The organism is Actinomadura darangshiensis (genome assembly GCF_004349235.1).
Lineage (GTDB): Bacteria > Actinomycetota > Actinomycetes > Streptosporangiales > Streptosporangiaceae > Spirillospora > Spirillospora darangshiensis.
Genome location: NZ_SMKY01000040.1, coordinates 1 through 22,118 on the forward strand (window position 1 = coordinate 1; position 22,118 = coordinate 22,118).

The 22,118-nt window shown below is 71.4% G+C and carries 18 protein-coding genes and 1 pseudogene; 10 read left to right on the forward strand and 9 right to left on the reverse strand.

The genetic code is table 11. The annotated features are described in order from the left end of the window. Positions 1-47 precede the first annotated feature (47 nt). The 5 genes from ettA to E1293_RS11905 all read left to right on the forward strand — a co-directional run bounded on the left by ettA (position 48) and on the right by E1293_RS11905 (position 6,742). The gene (ettA, locus tag E1293_RS11885) at positions 48-1,712 is read left to right on the forward strand and encodes an energy-dependent translational throttle protein EttA (RefSeq protein ID WP_132196943.1); all 1,665 of its coding nucleotides are present in this window, start codon (positions 48-50) and stop codon (positions 1,710-1,712) included. Positions 1,713-1,882: 170 nt separating this feature from the next. Then, positions 1,883-3,370 carry an aldehyde dehydrogenase (NADP(+)) gene (locus tag E1293_RS11890; protein WP_243716177.1) on the forward strand — a complete coding sequence of 496 codons (1,488 nt, stop codon included), beginning with the start codon at positions 1,883-1,885 and terminating at the stop codon, positions 3,368-3,370. Next, positions 3,367-4,695: an enolase C-terminal domain-like protein gene (locus E1293_RS11895; protein WP_132196945.1), complete on the forward strand. Its 1,329-nt coding sequence runs from the start codon at positions 3,367-3,369 to the stop codon at positions 4,693-4,695. The genes E1293_RS11890 and E1293_RS11895 overlap by 4 nt, the downstream gene beginning before the upstream one ends. 56 nt (positions 4,696-4,751) lie before the next feature. Next, positions 4,752-5,183, forward strand: a complete 432-nt coding sequence (locus tag E1293_RS11900) for an acyl-CoA thioesterase (protein ID WP_132196947.1) — start codon at positions 4,752-4,754, stop codon at positions 5,181-5,183. Between the two features lie 134 nt (positions 5,184-5,317). Beyond that, positions 5,318-6,742: a S28 family serine protease gene (locus E1293_RS11905; protein ID WP_243716178.1), complete on the forward strand. Its 1,425-nt coding sequence runs from the start codon at positions 5,318-5,320 to the stop codon at positions 6,740-6,742. A 77-nt stretch (positions 6,743-6,819) separates the two neighbouring features. Here the strand turns inward: E1293_RS11905 and E1293_RS11910 are convergent, their stop codons facing one another. From E1293_RS11910 to E1293_RS11925, 4 genes and pseudogenes are all read right to left on the reverse strand, one after another. After that, positions 6,820-8,391, reverse strand: coding sequence for a glycoside hydrolase family 13 protein (locus E1293_RS11910; RefSeq protein WP_132196951.1), 1,572 nt, complete (start codon positions 8,389-8,391; stop codon positions 6,820-6,822). A 24-nt stretch (positions 8,392-8,415) separates the two neighbouring features. Further along, positions 8,416-8,781 (reverse strand): annotated as a pseudogene (locus E1293_RS11915) (globin); the annotation flags it as partial. Positions 8,782-8,841: 60 nt separating this feature from the next. Then, positions 8,842-9,876 (reverse strand): mechanosensitive ion channel family protein, encoded by a 1,035-nt coding sequence (locus tag E1293_RS11920; protein WP_132196955.1) that lies wholly within the window; start codon positions 9,874-9,876, stop codon positions 8,842-8,844. A gap of 324 nt (positions 9,877-10,200) precedes the next feature. Next, positions 10,201-10,500, reverse strand: coding sequence for a hypothetical protein (locus tag E1293_RS11925; protein ID WP_132196957.1), 300 nt, complete (start codon positions 10,498-10,500; stop codon positions 10,201-10,203). 431 nt (positions 10,501-10,931) lie between these two features. Here E1293_RS11925 and E1293_RS11930 point away from each other — a divergent pair, with 431 nt between their 5' ends. Further along, entirely contained in the window at positions 10,932-12,548 is a 1,617-nt protein-coding gene (locus E1293_RS11930) for an NsdA family TPR-like regulatory protein (protein WP_243716179.1), read from the forward strand. A 2-nt stretch (positions 12,549-12,550) separates the two neighbouring features. Beyond that, positions 12,551-13,150 (forward strand): GNAT family N-acetyltransferase, encoded by a 600-nt coding sequence (locus E1293_RS11935; protein ID WP_243716180.1) that lies wholly within the window; start codon positions 12,551-12,553, stop codon positions 13,148-13,150. Here E1293_RS11935 and E1293_RS11940 read toward each other — a convergent pair. Next, a complete protein-coding gene (locus tag E1293_RS11940) occupies positions 13,147-13,935 on the reverse strand; it encodes a class I SAM-dependent methyltransferase (RefSeq protein ID WP_132196961.1) in 789 nt (262 codons plus the stop codon). The two genes, E1293_RS11935 and E1293_RS11940, sit on opposite strands and share 4 nt — an antisense overlap. After that, on the reverse strand, positions 13,932-16,049 hold the full coding sequence (locus tag E1293_RS11945) for a prolyl oligopeptidase family serine peptidase (RefSeq protein WP_132196963.1): 2,118 nt from the start codon (positions 16,047-16,049) through the stop codon (positions 13,932-13,934). Before E1293_RS11945 ends, E1293_RS11940 begins: the two co-directional genes overlap by 4 nt. Before the next feature lie 262 nt (positions 16,050-16,311). Between E1293_RS11945 and E1293_RS11950 the strand changes: the two genes are divergently transcribed. Both E1293_RS11950 and E1293_RS11955 read left to right on the forward strand, forming a co-directional pair. Then, positions 16,312-16,821, forward strand: coding sequence for an HNH endonuclease (locus E1293_RS11950; RefSeq protein ID WP_132196965.1), 510 nt, complete (start codon positions 16,312-16,314; stop codon positions 16,819-16,821). A gap of 15 nt (positions 16,822-16,836) precedes the next feature. Continuing rightward, complete coding sequence (locus tag E1293_RS11955) at positions 16,837-17,058, forward strand: FmdB family zinc ribbon protein (protein WP_132196967.1); 222 nt, start codon at positions 16,837-16,839, stop codon at positions 17,056-17,058. Here the strand turns inward: E1293_RS11955 and E1293_RS11960 are convergent. From E1293_RS11960 to E1293_RS11970, 3 genes are all read right to left on the reverse strand, one after another. Then, on the reverse strand, positions 17,055-17,408 hold the full coding sequence (locus E1293_RS11960; RefSeq protein ID WP_132196969.1) for a DUF1330 domain-containing protein: 354 nt from the start codon (positions 17,406-17,408) through the stop codon (positions 17,055-17,057). The genes E1293_RS11955 and E1293_RS11960 overlap by 4 nt on opposite strands. 95 nt (positions 17,409-17,503) lie before the next feature. Then, entirely contained in the window at positions 17,504-19,357 is a 1,854-nt protein-coding gene (ilvD, locus tag E1293_RS11965) for a dihydroxy-acid dehydratase (RefSeq protein ID WP_132196971.1), read from the reverse strand. Between the two features lie 253 nt (positions 19,358-19,610). Continuing rightward, positions 19,611-20,459: a nuclease-related domain-containing protein gene (locus E1293_RS11970; protein WP_132196973.1), complete on the reverse strand. Its 849-nt coding sequence runs from the start codon at positions 20,457-20,459 to the stop codon at positions 19,611-19,613. Positions 20,460-20,684: 225 nt separating this feature from the next. On the opposite strand from E1293_RS11970, the gene E1293_RS11975 reads away from it, so the two are divergent. Further along, positions 20,685-22,109: an amidase gene (locus tag E1293_RS11975; protein ID WP_132196975.1), complete on the forward strand. Its 1,425-nt coding sequence runs from the start codon at positions 20,685-20,687 to the stop codon at positions 22,107-22,109. The last annotated feature ends 9 nt before the right edge of the window (positions 22,110-22,118 follow it).

Sequence of the window (22,118 nt, forward strand, 5' to 3'; positions counted from 1 at the left end):
GGGTTGGGGGCGGGCAATCGACTCGTGGGAGCCTCTAGGCTTGAGGAATGGCCGAGTACATCTACACGATGCAGCGTGTGCGCAAGGCACATGGCGACAAGGTCGTCCTGGACGACGTCACCCTGTCCTTCCTGCCGGGCGCGAAGATCGGCGTCCTCGGGCCGAACGGCACCGGTAAGTCGACGCTGCTGCGCATGATGGCCGGTCTGGAGCACCCCTCCAACGGCGACGCCCGCCTCATGCCGGGGTTCACCGTCGGCATGCTGCAGCAGGAGCCGCCGCTGAACGAGGAGAAGGACGTCCTCGGGAACGTCCAGGAGGGCGTCGCCGAGACCAAGGCCATGGTCGACCGCTTCAACGAGATCGCCGAGAAGATGGCGACCGACTACTCCGACGCGCTGATGGAGGAGATGGGCAAGCTCCAGGAGCAGCTCGACCACCGCAACGCGTGGGACCTCGACAGCCAGCTCGAACAGGCGATGGACGCGCTGCGCTGCCCGCCGCCGGACGCCGAGGTCTCGAAGCTGTCGGGTGGTGAGCGCCGGCGCGTCGCGCTGTGCAAGCTCCTGCTCGAAGCGCCCGACCTGCTGCTGCTGGACGAGCCCACCAACCACCTGGACGCGGAGAGCGTCCAGTGGCTGGAGCAGTTCCTCGCCAAGTACGAGGGCACCGTCTTGGCCGTCACCCACGACCGGTACTTCCTCGACAACGTCGCCACCTGGATCCTGGAGCTGGACCGGGGGCGCTGCTACCCCTACGAGGGCAACTACTCCGTCTACCTGGAGAAGAAGGCCGACCGGCTCAAGGTCGAGGGCAACAAGGACGCCAAGCGCAAGAAGCGCCTGGAGGACGAGCTGGAGTGGGTCCGGTCCAACCCGAAGGCGCGGCAGACCAAGAGCAAGGCGCGGCTGGAGCGGTACGAGGAGATGGCCGCCGAGGCCTCGAAGTACCGCAAGCTGGACTTCGAGGAGATCCAGATCCCGCCGGGCCCGCGCCTCGGCAACACGGTGATCGTCGCCGACAAGCTGACCAAGGGCTTCGAGGACCGGGTCCTGATGGACGACCTGTCGTTCAACCTGCCCCCGAACGGCATCGTCGGCGTCATCGGCCCGAACGGCGTCGGCAAGACCACCCTCTTCCGCATGATCGTGGGGGAGGAGCAGCCGGACGCCGGCGACCTGCGGCTCGGTGAGACCGTCAAGGTGTCCTACGTCGACCAGGGCCGCGGCGGCATCGACCCGAAGAAGACGGTGTGGCAGGTCGTCTCGGACGGCCTGGACCACATCAACGTCGGCCAGGTCGAGATGCCGTCCCGCGCCTACGTGGCGGCGTTCGGGTTCAAGGGCCCCGACCAGCAGAAGCCGTCCGGCGTGCTGTCGGGCGGTGAGCGCAACCGCCTCAACCTGGCGCTGACCCTCAAGCTGGGCGGGAACGTCCTGCTGCTGGACGAGCCGACCAACGACCTGGACACCGAGACCCTGTCCAGCCTGGAGAACGCCCTGCTGGAGTTCCCCGGCTGCGCCGTGATCACCTCGCACGACCGGTGGTTCCTGGACCGCATCGCCACGCACATCCTCGCGTGGGAAGAGGGCTCGAACTGGTTCTGGTTCGAGGGCAACTTCGCCGACTACGAGAAGAACAAGATCGAGCGGCTGGGCGCCGACGCCGCCCGCCCGCACCGGGTGACGCACCGCAAGCTCAAGCGCGACTGATCGGGCGTACCGGAGGGGCCGCGCGGTCACCGCGCGGCCGTTCCGCTCTGCCCGCGGCTGCGGCGATACAACGCGGGCATCGAACGATGCGTTTTTCGTGTTGGACAGGTATCGTTCGCGTCTCCTATCGTCCGGTTCAGGCACTCTGCCGGATCGAGGAGGACGGGACATTGACGCAGCTCACCGGGCAGATGGTGATCGGTTTCGAGCGCGTCTCCGGGACGGGGCACGCGATCACCGCGATCGATCCCCGTACGGGTGAGCGCCTCGGCCCCGAGTACCGCTACGGCGGCGACGCCGAGGTCGGCCGGGCCTGTGCGCTCGCGGAGGAGGCGTTCGACGCCTACCGGGCGACGAGTCCGCAGGAGCGCGCCGCCTTCCTCGACGCGATCGCCGGCAAGCTCGACGGTCTCGCCGACGTGCTCGTCCGGCGCGCGACGTCCGAGAGCGGGCTTCCCGAGGCCAGGCTGACCGGCGAGGTCGCCCGCACCACCGGCCAGCTCCGCCTCTTCGCCGGCGACCTCCGCTCCGCCCAGGCGGGTGCCGGGGGAGCGGTGCTGAGCGTGGATCCGGCGGGTGATGGCGGGCCTGAGATCCGGCAGGGGCGGGTGCCGCTCGGGCCGGTCGTGGTGTTCGGCGCCAGCAACTTCCCGCTGGCGTTCTCGGTGGCCGGCGGCGACACCGCCGCGGCGCTCGCGGCGGGCTGCCCGGTGATCGTGAAGGCGCACGACGCCCACCCGGGGACGTGCGAGCTGGTCGGACGTGCCGTCTCGGAGGCCGTCCGGGAGGCGGGGCTGCCGGAGGGGGTGTTCTCCATGCTGTACGGGGACGGCCCCACGCTCGGCATCGCGCTCGTCACCGACCCGCGCGTGCAGGCGGTCGGCTTCACCGGGTCGCGGACGGCGGGCCTCGCGATCGCGAAGGCGGCGGCGGGACGTCCCCGCCCGATTCCGGTCTATGCCGAGATGAGCAGCGTCAACCCGGTCTTCCTCCTCGAAGACGCCCTGGCGGAGCGCGGCGCGGAACTGGCGGGGGAGTACGCCGGCTCGCTGACGCTCGGCGCCGGGCAGTTCTGCACCAACCCGGGCCTGGTCTTCGCGGTCAAGGGCACCGACCTCGACGCCTTCCTCGGCACGGCGGCGAAGGCGGTCGAGGCCGACCCGGGGGCGCCGATGCTCACGCCGGGCATCGCCCGCGCCTACGCCGAAGGCGTAGAACGCCTCGAACGGCATCCGGGTGTGGAGATCCTCGCCCGCGGCCGGGAACCCGACGCGGTGGCGGGCTGCCGGGCGGCCCTCGCGGCCGTGGACGCCGGCGACTTCGGCCCCGAGCTGGAAACGGAGATCTTCGGTGCCTGCTCCCTGGTCGTCCGATGCGACGGCCTCGACCAGATGATCGCCCTGGCCCGCGGGCTGGAGGGGCAGCTGACCGCGACGATCCACGGCGGGGGCGAGCCGGCGGCGCGGCTGCTGCCCGTCCTCGAACGGCTGGCCGGGCGGATCCTGTGGGGCGGGTGGCCCACCGGGGTGCGGGTCGGGCACGCGATGGTGCACGGCGGCCCGTACCCGGCGACGTCCGACGCCCGGACGACGTCGGTCGGGAGCCTCGCCATCGAGCGGTTCCAGCGGCCGATCGCCTACCAGGGGGTGCCGCGATGAGCACGCCGGTCGTCACCGGGATGCGGGTGGTGCCCGTCGCCGGCCGCGACAGCATGCTGCTCAACCTGGGCGGCGCGCACGGCCCGTTCTTCACCCGGAACCTTCTGCTGCTCACCGACTCGTCCGGCAGTACGGGGGTCGGTGAGGTGCCGGGCGGGGAGGGCATCCGCCGGACGCTGGAGGACGCCCGCGAGCTGATCATCGGCCGCCCGATCGGCCGCAGCGACGAGATCCTCAACACGGTCAGAGCCACGTTCGGCCATCTGGACGCGGGCGGTCGCGGCCCCCTCACGCACGACACCCGGATCACCGTCCACGCGCTGACCGCGATCGAGTCGGCGCTGCTCGACCTGATGGGGCGGTTCCTCGACGTGCCGGTGGCGGCGCTGCTCGGCGACGGCGTCCAGCGCCGGACGGTCCCGATACTCGGCTACCTCTTCTACATCGGCGACCGGAACAAGACGGACCTGCCCTACGCGGAGCCGCCGGAGGACGGGGACGACTGGGAACGGCTGCGGCGCGAGGAGGCCCTGACCCCGGATGCGATCGTCCGGCAGGCGGAGGCCGCCCAGGAGCGCTACGGGTTCGCCGACTTCAAGCTCAAGGGCGGCGTGCTGAGGGGCGAGGAGGAGGCCGTGGCGGTGCGGGCGCTCGCGGAGCGCTTCCCCGACGCCCGGATCAACCTGGACCCGAACGGCGCCTGGTCGCTGGACGAGGCGATCCGGATCGGCGGCTCGCTCAAGGACGTCCTCGCCTACGCGGAGGACCCGTGCGGCGCCGAGCTGGGCTTTTCGGGCCGGGAGACGATGGCGGAGTTCCGCCGCGCCACCGGCCTGCGCACCGCCACCAACATGATCGCGATCGACTGGCGGCAGCTCGGCCACGCGATCCGGCTCGACGCCGTGGACATCCCGCTCGCCGACCCGCACTTCTGGACGATGCGCGGCTCGGTCCGGGTGGCGCAGCTGTGCGAGGCGTGGGGGCTGACCTGGGGTTCGCACTCCAACAACCACTTCGACGTGTCGCTCGCGATGTTCACCCAGGTGGCCGCCGCGGCGCCCGGCGAGATCACCGCGATCGACACGCACTGGATCTGGCAGGACGGCCAGCGCTTGACCAGGGATCCGCTGCGGATCGCGGGCGGCGAGATCGAGCTGCCCGACCGGCCCGGCCTCGGCGTCGACATCGACGAGGAGCGGATCGAGGAGGCGCACCGCCTCTACGTCCGGCACGGCTTGGGCGACCGGGACGACGCCGCCGCGATGGAGTACCTGGTCCCGGGCTGGAGGTTCGACCGGAAGCGCCCCTGCCTGGTGAGGGACTGAACCCGCGCCGGTAGCATCGGGCCGATCGCGGTTCCCCCGTACCCCCAGGCGAGGACATGCAGCAGATGCCCGAGGCCGAGTACCGGCACGTCTACGAGTTCAGCGTCCGGTTCGGCGACATCGACTCCCAGGGCCATGTGAACAACGTCAAGTTCCTCGGCTACCTGGAGGACGCGCGGCTGGAGATGTTCCACGGCGACCCGGTGCGCAAGGGTGAGCAGCCGGTCCGCGGCATGGTGATCTCGCGGCACGAGATCGACTACCGGCTGCCGCTGCTGCCGACCGTCTACCCGATCCGGGTGGAGACGTGGGTGACCGAGGCCCGCGCGGCGTCGTTCAAGCTGGCCTACGAGGTGCGCGACGACGAGCACGTGTACGCCGAGGCGACCTCGACGCTCGTCGCGTTCGACGTGGAGGCGAACCGGTTGCGGCGGTTCACGCCGGCTGAGCGGGAGTTCATCGGCCGCTACGTGCCGCCCGAGGCGTGACAACCGGGCCGTCACGGATAGGTAACAAGCACAACAGCGATCCGTTTTCGGCCCACTTCTCCCTCTAGTGTCGCGACGCGAATGTGGAGAACCCACGTGAAAGGGGCACAATGCGGCGCGTCTCACGAGGAGCGATGGCACTGCTGCTCGCCGCGGGCATGACCGGGGCGGGCGCCAGCGCGGCGCAGGCGGCGGTCACGACGCAGGCGGGCACCGCGAAGGCCGGCACCGAGAAGGCCGGCACCGCCCAGGCGGGCGACATTCTCGCCCAGCTCAAGGCCATCCCCGGAATGCAGGTCACGGAGAAGACCTCGACGATTCCCGGTTACCGCTGGTTCTGGCTGGAGTACCGGCAGCCGGTCGATCACCGCAATCCGCACGGGCAATGGTTCGAGCAGCGCATCATGCTGCAGCACAAGGCGGCCGACAAGCCCATGGTGCTCTACACCAGCGGCTACGACACGCCGGAGACGATGTTCACGGCCGAGCCGACGGCGCTGGTCGACGGCAACCAGATCTCGGTCGAGTACCGGTACTTCACCCCGTCCCGTCCCGAGCCCACGGACTGGCGCAAGGACACCATCTGGCAGGCCGCCACCGACGAGCACCGCCTGATCGGCGCCCTCAAGAGCATCTACAAGGACAAGTGGATCTCGACGGGCGCCAGCAAGGGCGGCATGACGGCCGTCTACCACAAGCGCTTCTACCCCCGCGATGTCGACGGCAGCGTCGTCTACGTGGCGCCGAACGACGTCAACAACAACGACGACCGCGCCTACGACAAGTTCTTCCAGACGGTCGGCACCGACCCCGAGTGCCGCGCCCACGTCAAGGCGCTCGCGCGCGAGTTCCTCAAGCGCCGCCCCGCGATGCTCAAGCGCTTCAAGGCCGCCGCCGACGAGAACGGCTGGACGTTCGACATCCTGCGCACGCAGGACCGCGCGTTCGAGAACTCGGTGATGGACTTCGAGTGGGGGTTCTGGCAGTACAGCCTGCAGTCGGACTGCGCGACCCTGCCCGCGGTGGACGCCTCTGACGACGACATCTACAAGGCGCTCGACACCGTCTCCGGGCTGTCGTTCTACAGCGACCAGGGCCTCGCCCCGTACATCCCGTACTACTACCAGGCGGGCACGCAGCTCGGCTGGCCCACGCCGAAGTTCAAGAACCTGCGCCCGCTGCTGCGGTACGAGGACAGCTACCAGCCGCGCACCTACGTCCCGCGTGACATCGCGATGCGGTTCGACCACGGCCGCGCCATGCGCGACATCGACGGCTGGGTGCGCCACAGCGCGAACCACATGCTGTTCCTGTACGGCGCGAACGACCCGTGGGGCTCCGAGCCGTTCCGCCTCGGCCACGGCAGCCGCGACTCGGCCGTCTACGTCGCCCCCGGCATGAACCACAGCGCCCGCCTCATCGCCAAGCTGCCCGCCGACGAGCAGTCCAAGGCGACCGCGGACCTCAAGCGCTGGGCGGGCGTCGACTCCGACGCGCCGACGCTGAAGTCCGCCCCTGCCGCAGACGACCCGCTCCAGCTCCAGCGCCCGCCGCTGTAGCCGACCTCCAGCGAAGGCCCGCGGTGTGCCGGCCCGTGCATTGACCCCTTGCACGGCCGGCGCACCGCGCCGCTGTCTCAGGGAGTGGTCAGCCAGGTGACGGTGTTGCCGGGGAGCAGGTCGCCGTAGAGGGGGGTGCTGGTCAGTAGCGGGGTGCCAGACGGGAGGCGTACCGGGTTGTCTCCGCAGTTGAGGGCGCACGTGAGCGGGCCGCGGCGGAAGAACAGTGCCGTGTCGGGGGAGTCGATCCACTCCAGGTCGTCCGGCAGGTCGTCCAGGAGCCGGCGGCGCAGGGCGAGCGCTTCGCGGTACCACGTCAGCATGGAGGACGGGTCGGACGCCTGCGCCTCGGCGGTCAGCGATGCCCACCGTTCCGGCATCGGCAGCCACGGGCGGGTGCCGTCGGGGGAGAAGCCGAAGGGCTCGGCCCGGCCCGACCAGGGGAGAGGCACGCGGCAGCCGTCGCGTCCCACGAGTTGACCGTTCGTGCGGAACCAGATGGGGTCCTGGCGGGCGTCGTCGGGCAGGTCGGTCACCTGCGGCAGGCCCAGCTCCTCGCCCTGGTACAGGTAGGCCGAGCCTGGAAGCGCCAGAAGCAGCAGCAGCGCCGCCTTGGCCCGGGCATGCCCGACGCCCGAGACGTTCCCAGGCTGCTCGTACCGGGTGATGTGGCGGACCGAGTCATGGCTGGACAGCACCCACGTCGGCGCGGCCCCGGTAGGCGCCACGGCCTTTAACGCGGCGACGATCACGTCACGGAAGGCCGTGGCCGACCATGGAGCCAGTTGCAGGTCGAACTGGAAGACCTGGTGCAGTTCGTCTGGACGCAGGTAGAGCGCGAGGTCTTCGGGCCCGTCCGCCCACACCTCGCCTATGGCCATGCGGTCGCCGTCGTACTCGTCGAGGATCTGCCGCCATCTGCGGTACACGTCGTGCACTTCCGGACGGCCGTAGATGGGCCCGTTCAGTATGCGGCGGTCCCGGCCGCCGAGGTCGCGGAACGACTCGTCCTTGAACAGGCCGGCGGCGACGTCGATGCGGAAGCCGTCGACACCGCGGTCGAGCCAGAACCGCAGGATGTCCTCGAACTCGTGGCGCACCTCGGAATTGCGCCAGTTGAAGTCGGGCTGCTCGCGCGCGTACAGGTGCAGGTACCACTCGCCGTCGTCGAGGCGCGTCCAGGCCGGGCCGCCGAACGCCGACGGCCAGTCGGTCGGCGGGTCCTCCTCGCCGGGACGCTCCCCCGGCCTCCCGGAACGGAAGATGTAGCGGGAGCGTGCGGGCGACCCGGGCGGCGCGGCCAGCGCCTCCCGGAACCAGCGGTGCCGGTCGGACGAGTGGTTCGGGACGATGTCGACGATCAGCCGCAGCCCGTGGCGGTGGACGTCCGCCACGAGGGCGTCGAAGTCGTCCAGCGTCCCGAACCTGGGGTCGACGTCGCGGTAGTCGGCGACGTCGTAGCCGCCGTCGGCCAGCGGGGACGTGTAGAACGGCGTGAGCCACAGGGCGTCGACGCCGAGGTCGCGCAGATGCGGGAGCCGGGACCGGATCCCCTGGAGGTCGCCCTCGCCGTTCCCGTCGGAGTCGGCGAAGCTGCGGACGTAGACCTCGTACACGACGGCGTCGCGCCACCACGGGATTCGCGTCATACCCGGCGATCTACCCGCTTATGTCGGGGCGTTCACCATGCTCTGCGCCGCCATCGTGAAGTAGCCCCAGAGCTGCTTCTCCAGCGGCTCGGGCAGCTCCAGCTCGTCGACGGCGTCCCGCATGTGGCGCAGCCAGGCGTCCCGCTCGGCCGCGCCGATGACGAACGGCACGTGCCGCATCCGCAGCCGCGGATGGCCGCGCCGCTGACTGTAGGTGCTCGGGCCGCCCCAGTACTGGATCAGGAAGAGGCGCAGCCTCTCCTCGGCGGGCCCGAGGTCTTCCTCGGGGTAGAGGGCGCGGAGGTCGGGGTCGCCTGCGACACCCTGGTAGAAGCGGTGCACCAGCCGGTGGAAGGTCTCCTCGCCGCCGACCGCTTCATAGAAGGTCACCTGTTCAGCCATAGCGCCCCCACCCTATGTGAGGCGCGTCCCGTTCCTCACCTTGATCCATCAGGGCGCGACGGTCGCCACCGTGACGCCCGCCTCGTCGAACGCCCGTTTGACGCGTTCGCGCAGCTCACGGGCCACGTCGCCCTGCTTGCCCGGTGCCGTCTTCAGCACGACGCGGATCACGATCGCGTCGCCGGCGAGCGCCTGCACGCCCCACACCGACGGCTCCTCCAGGACGATGTCGCTCCACGGCGCGTCCGCGGCCATCTCGTCGGCGGTGCGCTGGAGGAGCTCCTTGACCTTCTCGGTGTCCTCCTGGATGTCGACCGGGATGTCCAGGACGGCGCGGCCCCAGTTCTGCGACTCGTTCCCGACCTTCTTGATCTCGCCGTTCGGGACGTACCAGACGATGCCGTCCATATCGCGCATCCGGGTGACCCGCAGCGTGACGGCCTCGACCGTGCCCTTCGCGGTGCCCACGTCGATGAAGTCGCCGACGCCGTACTGGTCCTCCAGCAGCATGAACAGCCCGGCGAGGAAGTCCTTGACGATGTTCTGCGCGCCGAAGCCGACCGCGACGCCGATGACGCTGGCGCTGGCCAGGATGGGGGCGAGGTTGAGGCCGAGCGAGCCGAGGATGCTGAACGCGGCCGTCCCCATGATGAGGATGGACGCGATGGAGCGCAGCACCGAGCCGAGCGTCTGGGCGCGCTGCGCCCGCCGCTTGTTGAGCAGGGCGGGACTGCCCTCGAAGACCGTCCGGGACCGCTCCTTGACCCGGTCCGACATCGTGCCCTCGGCCATCCGCAGCGTCACCTTGGTGATCATGCGGTGCGCGACGTTCTTCACGATCAGCGCGACCACGAAGGTGACGATGATCCAGAGCAGGGTGATGAGCGGCTTGTCGAGCCAGGTGGCGTAGAACTGGGTGAAGCCGGTGTTCTCCGAGACGTTCCAGACGAGCCGGCACGCGATGCTGGGGTCCTGGCTCTTGCAGGCCGCCTCGGGAGTCCCGGCCTTGTCGGCCCAGGGCAGCAACGGCTCGGCGACCCGTGCGGCGGCGAGCAGCGCGCTCAGAGACGCGGCGGACGACATGGTGTGCGGACCCTCCCCGGCCGGTGACACCTCGCCGTGGACCTGCGGCGGGTACGAGCCCGATCGTAAGGGACGGTACCGATCGGTTCGTACGAAACGCAGGGCGAAATGCCGGGTCTGGCCGGGGAGGGCCCGGCCGGGCGGACGTGTCCCGCGAGGTCCGCGGCTGCCGCGCCGTTCCTGCCGCGGCCCCGCGGGACACGCCCGGTCTTGCCGGGCGCCCGCTGTCGCGGGCGCCCGAGTCTGCTGGGAGCTCGGGTCTGCTGAGGGCCCGGGTCTGCTGGGAGCTCGGGCCGGTCGGGGAGCTCGGTCCCGCCGGGGGAGCTAGGTGCGTCCGCTCACCCCGTGGCAGAGCGGCTGGAGCACGTGCGCGAGCTTCAGGGCGGCGCCGCCCACGTCGTCGACGCGGTGCATGCGCTCTCCCCACGACCACCAGAAGTAGTGGTCCCGGGTCTCGGGAGCCGGCGCGCAGGTGACGTCCTCCGCGAGGCTCGCGGCCTCCGGGTTGACGACCCGCAGGAACGCCGGCCCCGAGCGGGTCCTGACGACGCGGGCGACGAGCCCCCGCGTGTCCAGCTCGTGCTCCAGCTCTTCGAGGTAGCCGACGCGTCTGTCGCTGACCACCTTCGCACCCCCTCCATCAGGCGAGCACACCGCCCGCGGGAACCGCGCACGGCCGACCTTGGTGATCGACACTCTGGATTCGCTCGGTCACACGCCGCGAGAATTGCAACTCTCACGGTGGTGGGTCAAGGGGGCGCCCGTCCGGCGAAGAACCGGATTACCCCACCTCAGAGGAAGTCTTCCTCCCTGCGGAGGAAAAATCTCTACCCACGGGGGACGGGTCCTCCTCCGGCCGGTCCCTCTTCCGTGGAATCGCTTGGCCGAGGGTGTGACGAGGGTTACGCTGCGTGCGCAAGAGATTATCTGTTGTGGCCATCGATACGACCGGTCGCCGTGGCAGGGGACGATCGTCCACCCCCCGAGGGGACGGCGCCCCGGCCCGACGGTGAGGAGGCCGGAGGATGTCGGATCCCCCCCGGAAAGAGACGGAGGTGGCTCGCCGGATCCGCGCGCACGCTTTAGCCCGAGGCCGCTCCCCGGTCGAGATCGCGCAGGAGATCCACGAGCAGTGCGGGCCGCTGTTCGGCACCAGCCGGGTCAAGGCGCACCGCCTGGCCCACGGCGTGGCGCTGTCCGACATCGTGGCGCAGGTCAAGGCCCTCTACGAGGTCGACGGCAAGCCGGCCCCCCGACTGGGGGAGACGCTGCTGTCCGCTTACGAGAGCGGGTACAAGAGACCCGGTCCCGAGTACCTGCACTACCTCTGCGCCGTCTACCGGGTCGAACCCGACGCGCTCGACTACCAGAGTCCCTGCATCTGCGGCCGCGGCCACGCGGCACGCACGGGCGCCGCGAGCGTCCCCCAGCCGCGCACGCCCGACCGGCGTCCGGCACCTGCCCCCGACGCGCTCGTCGGGGCGATCGTCCCCAGGAGCGAAGAGCGCCCCTGGGTAACCGTCACCGATCTACGGGGCCCCGACCGCGCCGACGGCCCCCTGACCATTGATGTGGGAGAGGAGGACATCGTGCTTCGTAGGACCCTTCTGCAGTTGCTGGCCGGAGCGGGCGTGGCGCTCGACGGTCAGTTCCTTGGGGCCGTCGACAACCTGCGCCGCAAGATGGACGACACCCTCGTCGGCGCGACCGTCTCGCCGACCATGCTCGACCAGTGGGAGGAGACGACCTACGGCTACGGCCGGCAGTACCAGGCGACCCCGTCCCTCCGGATGCTCTGCGACGTGCTGCTCGACTTCAGCGAGGTGCGCCGCATGTGCGACAAGCGCCAGCCCGTCGAGCTGCAGGAACGACTGTGCCGGATCGCGGCGCAGCTGTCCGGGCTGTCCGGGCTGATCATGATCAACCTGGGCGACCACCGGCTGGCCCGCTCGTTCTTCCGGACGGCGCGCACCGCCGCCGACGAGACCGGAGACCGGCAGCTGCGCGCCTGGGTGACCGTCCGCGAGTCCCTCGTGCCGATGTACTACGGCGACCCCCGCGAGGCGCTGCACCTGGCCCGCAAGGCCCAGGACCTCGCCGGCCGGACGCCCGGCGTCGCCGCCGCCATGGCGCCCGCCGTGGAGGCCCGCGCCCTCGGCATGCTCGCCCTGCGCGGCCGCGGCGACGCGGCCCCGAGCGCACGCCGCGCCCTCGTGCGCGGCCGCTCGGTGTTCGACCAGTTGTCCAAGACCGACACCTCCGACCTGGTCTTCGGCTTCACCGACCGGCAGATGGCCTTCTACGAGGGCGACACGTTCACCAACCTCGGCGACCACAAGCACGGCGACGAGGTGCTCAGCCACGCCCTCACCCTGTACTCGCCCACCGACCGCGTCGACCTGACCTTGGTGCGCCTCGACCGCGCGATGTGCAGCCTTCACGCGGGCGAGCCCAACGCCGCCCTCTCGGCCGGCCAGGAGGCCATCCTCGACCTCCCGCCCGACCACCGTTCCGACATCCTGGTGCACCGCGCCCGCCAGATCGGCGCCGCGGTCAACGCCAAGTGCGGTGAGATCCCGGAGCTGAAGGACTTCTACGAGGCGCTCGCCGGCCCCTGGGTGCAGAGCCCGACCCAAGAGCGGCCGGCCGTCCGACCGGGCGAGCAGGTCTGACGGTGGGCACACCTGACAGCGCCTCCTGGCAGGGCCACCTGGTCCGGCTTCACGGTGAGCCCCCCGAATGGCGGTTCGGAGACCTCCACTTGCGCCGCTACCGGGCCACCGACCACGGCACCGTCCTGGCCCTGCACCGCGAGGGCCTGGCGCAGGTGGGCCTGCGCCCGGGCGACGGCGTCTACTACGACCACGACTTCTTCCGCATGGAGGACATCTATCTCCGCAACGACGGCGAGTTCCTGGTCGGCGAACTGAACGGCCGGATCGTCGCCATGGGCGGCCTGCGCCGCGCCGACCTCATCCCAGGCGGCCACGCCCGCGCCTACGGCGGCTACGTCCAGGGCACCCCGGCGCTGGACGCCGTTGAGATGGTGCGCCTGCGCGTCCTGCCGTCCGTCCAGCGCCGCGGCTACGGCGCCGCGGTCGTCCAAGCCCTGGAGGAACGCGCCGCCGAGCACGGCTACCGGATCCTCCGCGCCGACACGACCGAACTCCAGGCCCCCGCCCTGTCCCTCTACCGCAGGTTCGGCTGGACGGAGACCCGCCGCGAGACCATCGGCGGCATCGTGAACATCTACCTGGAAAAACCCCTCCGCTAGGTACACCGGCCTCCGACGAGTTGCATGAGGGGGTAGCGGTGCTGGCGGATCGCGGTGAAGCCGCGGGCGGTGAGGGCTTGGGTGACCTCGCGGTCGCCGAAGGCGGTGAAGCCGGTGGTGCGGCGCAGGAGGGCGCCGGCCAGGCCGGTGGACGGCAGCGGGCGGCGTGAGGTGAGGATGACGAGGCTGCCGCCGGGTTTGAGGACGCGGGTCATGCCGTCGACGGCCGTCCAGGGGTCGTCGAAGAGGTAGAGGGCGCCGAAGCAGCAGACGGCGTCGAACACGCCGTCGCGGAACGGCAGGTCGACGGCGTCACCGCGGACGTAGGCGGCGACGCCGGGGGCGGTGTCGGCGACGGCGCGGGCCAGCATGGTCTCGGACGCGTCGAGGCCGATGACGAGGCCGTCCGGGCCGGTGCCGCCGGCGAGGGCGCGGGTGACGTTGCCGGGGCCGCAGGCGACGTCCAGGACGGTCGCGGGCGGCCGGGCCGCGTAGCCGGGGTGCGCGAGGCCGAGCCAGTCGCGGGCCGTCGCGTGCTCCTCAGCGGTGTCGGGGCCGAGGGGCCAGCCCTTCGCGAGGTTGAACCCGACGGGACGCCAGACCTTCTCGTAGATCCGCGGCAGGAACGTCGACTCCATCACCGACTGGGCGAGGGACGGCGACCGCCGCGCGGGCGGTTCGAGCAGGTCGAGGTAGCCGGCCGAGGTGTCCGGGGCCCCGGGCGGCTCGCGTAGCAGGTCCAGGACCCGGTCCGTGGTGGTCGTCCGCACCGTCGGCTCGCTCATCCTGCTATTAGACCACTGGTCAATTCGTCCTGGTCGCTCGGGTCGGGCAGGACGAGGCCCGTCCGGGCGGCCATGAAGGTGAGGGTGTCGGCCATCAGGTCGACGGAGCGGCTCACCGAGCGGGCGGCGTGGCCCACCTCCGCCTCGTTGCGCAGGAGGACCGGGGCGTCGGAGGCGGTCGCGTGCTGGAGTGCCGCGCAGAGCTTGCGGGCGTGCAGCGGGTCCACGCGGGTGTCGCTGCCGAACGTGGTGAACAGGACGGCCGGGTACGCGGTCCCGGGGTGGACGTGGTGGTACGGCGAGTAGCCGATGAGCCAGCCGAACTCCTCGGGGTCGTCGGCCGTCCCGTACTCGTCGTTCCACGTCTCGCCCAAGCCGAACCGCTCGTAGCGGGCCATGTCCAGGAGGGGCGCCGAGCAGACCACCGCCCGGTACAGGTCGGGACGCTGGGTGAGGGCGGCGCCGACGAGCAGGCCGCCGTTGGAGCCGCCGGAGATCGCGAGCCGGCCGGGTGTCGTCAGGCCGTCCGCGATCAGCTTCTCGGCGGCGGCGTGGAAGTCGTCGAACACGTTCTGCTTGCGTTCCCGCATGCCGGCGCGGTGCCACTCCTCGCCCTCCTCGGCCCCGCCGCGCAGGTTCGCGACGGCGTAGACGCCGCCCGCCTCCACCCAGGCGAGGATGCTCGCCGAGTAGGACGGCGTGAGCGAGATGTTGAACCCGCCGTACCCGTAGAGGATCGCCGGGCGCGGCCCGGACAGGCCGGGGCGGGACGCGACCAGCATCCGCACCTGCGTCCCGTCCCGCGAGGTGTAGGCGACCTGGCGCGTCTCGATCTCCGGGACCTCGACCGTGCCCGGCGCGGACGCCCACAGCGTCGTCTCCCCGGTGCGCGCGTCGTAGCGCATGACCGCCGACGGGGTGACGTTGTCGGTGTAGCCGAACCACGCCTCGTGCCCGCCCTCGGGCCGCTCGATGATCCCGCCGATCGAGCCCAGCCCGGGCGTCGGGACGGTCCCGATCCGCTCCCCGCTCACCAGGTCGTGGACGGTGATCTCGCTGATCGCGTGGCGCGTCCAGCCCGCGAGCAGGATCGGGCGATCGAGGTCGTCGAGGACCGCGAAGTCGGTCAGGACGGCCTCGGGGTCCTGCGGGACGAGGTCGCGCCACGACTCGTAGGCCAGGTCGGACGGGTCGGCGACGCACAGCCGCGAGCGGGGCGCGCCGCGGTCGGTGAAGATGTAGGCGCGGCCGTCCCGCCCGACGTGGATGCCGGTGTCGGCGTCGACGCCCTCCTGCACCGGCCGCAGCTCGGGCGCCTCGGGCGAGGAGGCCGCGAGGTCGGCGATCCACAGGTCGTTGCGCGGAGCCGTGCCCTGCGACGCCGAGACCGTGAGCCAGCGCCCGTCGCGACTGACCCCGACGCCGTAGTAGTTGGTCTTGTCCAGCCCGCCGCCGAAGATCAGCATGTCGTGGGTGTCGGGCTCGGTACCGACCCGGTGCAGGTAGACGCGCCGGTGGTACTGCTCCTCGCCCGCCGGGACGTCCCGGGCGGGCAGCCGGCGCGCGTAGAAGTACGCCTCGCCGCCCGGCAGCCACGCCACCGCCGAGTACCGGGCCCGGTCGATCGGGCCCTCCACCCGCTCGCCCGTCGCGATGTCCAGGACGTGCAGCAGCGACTCCTCGTCCCCGCCGGTCGACACCTTGTACGCCAGGAGGCGGCCCTCCTTGTCGGGCTGCCAGCCGTCCAGCGTCGTCGTCCCGCCCGGGTCGAGGGCCATCGGGTCGACCAGGACGCGCTCGGAGCCGTCCGGGTCGACGGTGTAGAGGACCGGGTGCTCCTGGTCGGCGGCGCGGCGCGTGAAGAACCGCCGCTCGCCCCGCCACACCGGGGATCCGACGCTGCCGGCGCCGAGCAGCTCCCCGAGGCGGGTGCGCAGGCCGTCCCGGCCCGGCAGCGCGTCCACGGCCTCGTGGAACAGCCGGTCCTGCGCGGCGAGCCACTCTCCGGTCTCGGGCGTGGCGGCGTCCTCCAGCCAGCGGTACGGGTCCGCGACCCGGTGACCGTGGATGTCCTCGACGATGTCCTGGCGCTGCGCGGGCGGATACGGCGTCATGGATGCACTGTATTGGCCGTTCTGTACTGCCCGTCGCAGGTGGTCCCACGGCGATTCGCGTTCGAGCGGGCGCCCGGCGGGGGATTATTGGGGTAGCGGACGGACTCCCTCAGACGCCACACTGATGTCGTCGGTTCGCCCCTGGGGAGGTCCTCATGGCGAGTGCGCAGGTACCGGAGACGATAATCGGGCCTCGGTGGGAGGCGCGCCCAGCCGCGCCCACCGAGGCGAACGGACAGCGGAGCCCGGCGGAGGGCGTCTGATGCGACAGGTCCTCCTCCTCAACGCGACGTACGAACCACTCACCACGCTCCCGCTCCGGCGGGCGGTCTGCCTCGTGCTTCGCGAGAAGGCGGAGATCGTCCACCATGACACCTCGGGCGCCCTGCTCCACTCCGCCACGATGACGATCGAGGTGCCGTCCGTCATCCGGCTGCGCCGCTACGTGCGCATCCCGTTTCGCACCCGCGTCCCCCTGACCCGCGCCGCCCTGATGCGCCGCGACAACTTCCGCTGCGTCTACTGCGGCCGCCGCGCCGAGACGATCGACCACGTCCATCCGCGCAGCCGCGGCGGCAAGCACGTCTGGGAGAACTGCGTCGCGTCCTGCATGACCTGCAACCACAGCAAGGCCGACCGGCTGCTGTCCGAACTCGGCTGGACGCTCGGCATCACGCCCGCCGTCCCCCGCGGCGCGCACTGGCGGCTCATCGGCCTCGTCCACGACGGCGACCCCCAGTGGGCCGCCTACGTGTCGGAACCGGCCGCGTGACCGTATCCTGGGGTGGTGCCTCGCTATGACTACCGCTGCCGCGCGTGCGGGTCGACCTTCGAGGTCTCCCGCCCGATGATCAACGCTTCCGACCCGGCGACCTGCCCGGACGGCCACGACGACACCGTCAAGCTGCTGTCCACGGTCGCCGTCACCGGCACCTCCCGGGGCGGCGCGCCCCAGCCCCCACCGAGCGCGGGCGGGGGCTGCTGCGGCGGCGGGGGCTGCTGCTCCTAGCCCTGCCCCTGGTGGGCGGCGCGCATGGCCTTGGCCGTGGTCGCGGGGTCGTAGTTCTCCGGGACGCCCTGGAGCAGCACCAGCGTGCCCGGGATGTGGTCGCTGCGCATGCGCATGATCGCCTGGTAGGCGTCGGACGCGTACCAGGCGCGGGCCTTGTCGATGTCGGGGAACTGGAGCAGGACGTAGCCGCCGTCCAGCGGGCCCTCGAGCACCTCGGCGGGCGTGTTGTGGACGAGGAACCGGCCGCCGAACGGGTCCATGGTGTCCTGGATGCGCTCGATGTAGACGAAGACGTCCTCGTGCAGCGGCGACTGAGGGAACATGTGGGCGAGGGCGTAGGCGGTCATCAGGAGCTCCTTTGGTGACGGGGCCGGGCTGTTCGCCCGACACCCACCACTCTGCCCGCGATGGGGAACGGCGGCGATTACCCGCCGGGTAATGCTCAGCCGTCGAGCTGCGAGACGTCCCGGGCGGCGCCCGTGGACGCGGACGTCGCCATCGCCGCGTAGGCGCGCAGGGCGGCGCTCACCGGGCGCTGCCGGTCGCGGGGCCGGTAGCCGCCGAGGTCGGCGAGCAGCTTCTCCCGGCGGATCTCCAGCTCGTCGGCCGGGACGTCCAGCTCCAGCACCCGGTTCGGGATGTCGATCACGACGCGGTCGCCGTCCTCGACGAGGGCGATGATGCCGCCGCCCGCCGCCTCGGGGGAGGCGTGCCCGATGGACAGCCCGGACGTCCCGCCGGAGAACCGGCCGTCGGTGATCAGCGCGCACGCCTTGCCGAGCCCGCGGCCCTTGAGGAAGCTCGTCGGGTACAGCATCTCCTGCATGCCGGGGCCGCCCTTCGGGCCCTCGTAGCGGATGACGACGACGTCGCCCTCCTTGACCTTGCCGCCGAGGATGCCCTCGGCCGCCTGGTCCTGGCTTTCGAACACGACGGCGGGGCCGCTGAACGTCCAGAGCTCCTCCTCGACGCCCGCGGTCTTGACGATCGCGCCATCGGGGGCGATGTTGCCGCGCAGGACGGCGAGTCCGCCGTCGGTGGTGTAGGCGTGCTCGGCGTCGCGGATGCAGCCCCCGGCGCGGTCGAGGTCGAGGTCCTTCCAGCGGTTGCTCTGGCTGAACGCGGACGTGCTGCGGGCACCGCCGGGCGCCGCGTGGAACATTTCGACGGCCGCGGGCAGGACGTCGGGGGACCGGACGTCCCACTTCGCGACCAGGTCGGCGATGGACGAGCTGTGGATCGAGTGCGCGTCCGAGTTCAGCAGCCCGGCGCGGTGCAGCTCGCCGAGCAGGGCGGGGATGCCGCCGGCGCGGTGGCAGTCCTCGACGTGGTAGGTGGCCAGCGTGGGGGCCAGCTTGCAGATGCAGGGGACGCGGCGGGAGACGGCGTCGATGTCGTCGAGGCCGAATTCGACGCCGGCCTCGGTGGCGGCGGCGAGCAGGTGCAGGATCGTGTTGGTGGAGCCGCCCATGGCGACGTCGAGCACCATCGCGTTCTCGAACGCGTCCCACGTCGCGATGTTCAGCGGCAGGACCGACTCGTCGTCGCCGTCGTAGTAGCGCTTGGCGATCTCGACGACGGTGCGCCCGGCGTTCTCGTAGAGGTCGCGGCGGGCGGTGTGGGTGGCGAGGACGGTGCCGTTGCCGGGCAGCGCCAGCCCGATCGCCTCGGTGAGGCAGTTCATCGAGTTGGCGGTGAACATGCCGGAGCAGGACCCGCAGGTCGGGCAGGCGCTCTCCTCCATCTCGGCGAGCTTGGCGTCGGCGACGGACTCGTCCGCGGAGGCGATCATCGGGTCGATCAGGTCGAGCTTGTTGCCGTCCATGACGCCCTCGACGGGCTTGCCGGCCTCCATCGGGCCGCCGGAGACGAACACCGTCGGGATGTTGAGCCGCATCGCGGCCAGCAGCATCCCCGGGGTGATCTTGTCGCAGTTGGAGACGCAGACGAGGGCGTCGGCGCAGTGCGCGTTGACCATGTACTCGACGGCGTCGGCGATCAGCTCGCGGGACGGCAGCGAGTACAGCATGCCGCCGTGGCCCATCGCGATGCCGTCGTCCACGGCGATCGTGTTGAACTCGCGGGGCACGCCGCCGGCCTCCCGGACGGCGCCGGCGACGACCTTGCCGACCTCGTCGAGGTGGACGTGGCCGGGCACGAACTGGGTGAAGCTGTTGGCCACCGCGACGATCGGCTTGCCGAAGTCCTCGCGTTCGACGCCGCTGGCGCGCATGAGGGCGCGGGCGCCCGCCATGTTCCGGCCGTGGGTGACGGTGCGTGACCTGAGCGGTGGCATGGTGGTTCTCCAACCTTGTGACGTACCGGGACGACGGGCCGCGCAGGGGTCTGGCGTGGGCGGGTCGCGCTGGAAGCTGTGTGTGCAGCGGCGGGTCGCGGCGCTGCCGCCGGCTCAGCGAAGGTCGCGCGCGGGCCGGTCCGTGACCCCCGATGCTACCAACCTGCGGCGGGCATGAAAAAAGCCGGGACGCCGTCGTCCCGGCTTCGCTGCGGGCGGCGGCCCGCGAAAGAGGGCCGCCTTCCCGGTCGTCCTACTCGGGGTACTTCGGCGGCAGGGCCTTCTCGGCCGCCTGGAAGATGCGCTGGACGTCGCCGTCGGTGAGGATCTTCGGGCGGCGGCGGAAGTACGAGCGCGCCCGGTTGCCCGCGTAGACGTCCACCTCCCTGACCCGCATGACCTTCCACGGGATGGACGGGCCGTAGATCGCCACGGACGGCTGCACCGGCACGTCGAAGCCGACGCGCTCGCCGATGATGCTGCTCGCCATCTGGGCCTCCCAGCGCGCCTCGTCCAGCCGGTCCTTCTTGTTGAAGGGGCCGTGGAAGAGCTTGAGGTGGGACATGGTGCGCACGGGGAGGCGCTTGTCCCACTTCTCGGAGTCGATGGCGTACACGCCGCTCGGCCCGATCACCAGGTGGTCGATCCGCCCGTCGCTGACGCCCTCGTCGTCGCGGGGGACCGCCCGCGCGTGCAGCACGAGGTAGCCGTTGCGCTGGAGGGACTTCAGCTGCTTCTCGGTGCGCCGTTCGGCCGCCGACGACTTCTGCCAGGCGGTGACGGTGGAGCTCCTGCGGTTGCTCCGGACGACGTCGCCGACGACCACGAGGATCGCGGCGGCGAGGCCGATCCGCCAGCCCGCCGCGAGCGCGAAGGCGGCGCCGGCGACGACGGCCACGCCGATCCGCCACATCCAGCGGCGGTTGCGGGGGTCGTCGAGCAGCGCCGCGGCGGTGCTCTCCTCGGGGCGGCTCTCCTCGGGGCGCTCCTTCACCGGAGGCTGGTGCTGGTGCTCAATGGTCTCCTCCGACCGCGTCTCCTCCGATTCGGCCCGGGGCCGTGCCCTGGCTCCTTGCGTGTTGCCCCGCTCCATGATCGCCATGAGTGACGCTCCGTATTCCTTATCTGTCGGGAGCATGATCCTCCGTGCGCAGAGTAATCATCGGACCGGTCGGCGACTAGTCATGCCGGGTTAATACTTTTGTCGCCCCTGGGACAGTGACTCACTTACGGCACGGACGGGTAGGCCGGTACTCATCTCCTTCCACCGCTCTGTTCCTTCTGCCCTCTTTGATGCCCGCGCACACGGCGTCTACCGTTCCGGTTCGTGACACAAACCCATGACCTCAGCGCCACCCGGATGGCGGCGGCCGTCCGCACCAGGGAAGTATCGCCGGTCGAGCTCGCCGACCATTACCTGGCCCGTATCGAACGGCTCGACGGGCAGGTCGGCGCCTATGTGACGGTCACCGCCGAGCGCGCCCGCGAGGAGGCGCGGCGCGCCGAGAAGGCGGTGCTGGACGCGGCGGACCCGGCGGAGCTGCCGCCGCTGCACGGCGTCCCGGTCCCGATCAAGGACCTGAACATGGTGGACGGCGTCCGGATGACCTTCGGGTCGGCCGCCTTCGCCGAGCTGACCGGGTTCGCCGACGACAACGTGGTGGCGAAGCTGGCGCGGGCGGGCTCGGTGCTGCTCGGCAAGACGTCGACGCCGGAGTTCGGGCTGCCCTGCTACACCGAGGGCGCCGTGTCGCCCCCCGCCCGGACGCCGTGGGACCCCGCCAGGTCGGCGGGCGGTTCCAGCGGCGGCGCCGCGGCGGCGGTCGCGTCCGGGCTGGCGCCGGTCGCGCAGGGCAGCGACGGCGGCGGCTCGATCCGGATCCCGAGCAGCGTGTGCGGGCTGTTCGGGATCAAGCCGACCCGCGGCCGGATCTCGCAGGGCCCGGTCGTCCCGGACCTTTTCGGGCTGTCCACGAACGGGCCGATCGCCCGGACCGTCCGCGACGCCGCCCTCATGCTGGACGTCATGTCCGGCCACATGCCCGGCGACCTCTACCGGGCGCCGCGCGCCGAAGGGCCGTTCCTCGGCTTCGTCGATCGGCCACCGGGTCGGCTGCGGATCGCGCGGAGCCTCCAGCCGCCCGTCCCGGACGTCGAGGTCCACCCCGACTGCGTCGCCGCCTACGAGGACGCGACGGCGCTCCTGGAGGAGCTGGGTCACGAGATCGTGGAGCTGCCGCAGGTGCTCGGGCCCGACCTCGTCCCGCACTTCGCGACGCTGTGGGGCGTGATGGCGACGATGACGCCGGTGCCGGAGGAGAGCGAGCACCTCCTCCAGCCGCTGACCCGCCATCTGCGCGAGTACGGCAACAGGACGTCGGCGCCGCAGCTGTTCCAGGCGCACGCCGCCCTCCAGGGGGCGTTGCGTGCGGCGTTCCCGGTGATGGACGAGTTCGACGCGATCCTGAGCCCGACGCTGGCGATGCCGCCCGTCCCGGTCGGGTACTTCCACGACCGGGAGCCCGCGGACAACTTCCGGGCCCAGACGCACTTCACCCCGTTCTGCGCGATGTACAACATCACTGGGCAGCCGGCAGTGAACGTTCCTCTGCACTGGAACGAGGATGGCCTGCCCATCGGCGTCATGCTCGCGGGACGTCTCGGCGGGGAGGGCACGCTCATCTCGCTGTCCGCCCAGCTGGAGGAGGCCCGGCCCTGGATCGGCCGCAAGCCCGCGATCTGGACGGCGTGACCTGGACGG

What these genes read in the sequence shown, in the direction of transcription:
- E1293_RS11905 (WP_243716178.1), top strand. Translation starts at nt 5,318, where the DNA reads ATGGCACTGCTGCTCGCCGCGGGCATGACCGGGGCGGGCGCCAGCGCG.
- E1293_RS11950 (WP_132196965.1), top strand. Translation starts at nt 16,312, where the DNA reads ATGCGACAGGTCCTCCTCCTCAACGCGACGTACGAACCACTCACCACG.
- ettA (WP_132196943.1), top strand. Translation starts at nt 48, where the DNA reads ATGGCCGAGTACATCTACACGATGCAGCGTGTGCGCAAGGCACATGGC.
- E1293_RS11895 (WP_132196945.1), top strand. Translation starts at nt 3,367, where the DNA reads ATGAGCACGCCGGTCGTCACCGGGATGCGGGTGGTGCCCGTCGCCGGC.
- ilvD (WP_132196971.1), bottom strand. Translation starts at nt 19,357, where the DNA reads ATGCCACCGCTCAGGTCACGCACCGTCACCCACGGCCGGAACATGGCG.
- E1293_RS11945 (WP_132196963.1), bottom strand. Translation starts at nt 16,049, where the DNA reads ATGACGCCGTATCCGCCCGCGCAGCGCCAGGACATCGTCGAGGACATC.
- E1293_RS11960 (WP_132196969.1), bottom strand. Translation starts at nt 17,408, where the DNA reads ATGACCGCCTACGCCCTCGCCCACATGTTCCCTCAGTCGCCGCTGCAC.
- E1293_RS11940 (WP_132196961.1), bottom strand. Translation starts at nt 13,935, where the DNA reads ATGAGCGAGCCGACGGTGCGGACGACCACCACGGACCGGGTCCTGGAC.
- E1293_RS11920 (WP_132196955.1), bottom strand. Translation starts at nt 9,876, where the DNA reads ATGTCGTCCGCCGCGTCTCTGAGCGCGCTGCTCGCCGCCGCACGGGTC.
- E1293_RS11910 (WP_132196951.1), bottom strand. Translation starts at nt 8,391, where the DNA reads ATGACGCGAATCCCGTGGTGGCGCGACGCCGTCGTGTACGAGGTCTAC.
- E1293_RS11970 (WP_132196973.1), bottom strand. Translation starts at nt 20,459, where the DNA reads ATGGCGATCATGGAGCGGGGCAACACGCAAGGAGCCAGGGCACGGCCC.
- E1293_RS11900 (WP_132196947.1), top strand. Translation starts at nt 4,752, where the DNA reads ATGCAGCAGATGCCCGAGGCCGAGTACCGGCACGTCTACGAGTTCAGC.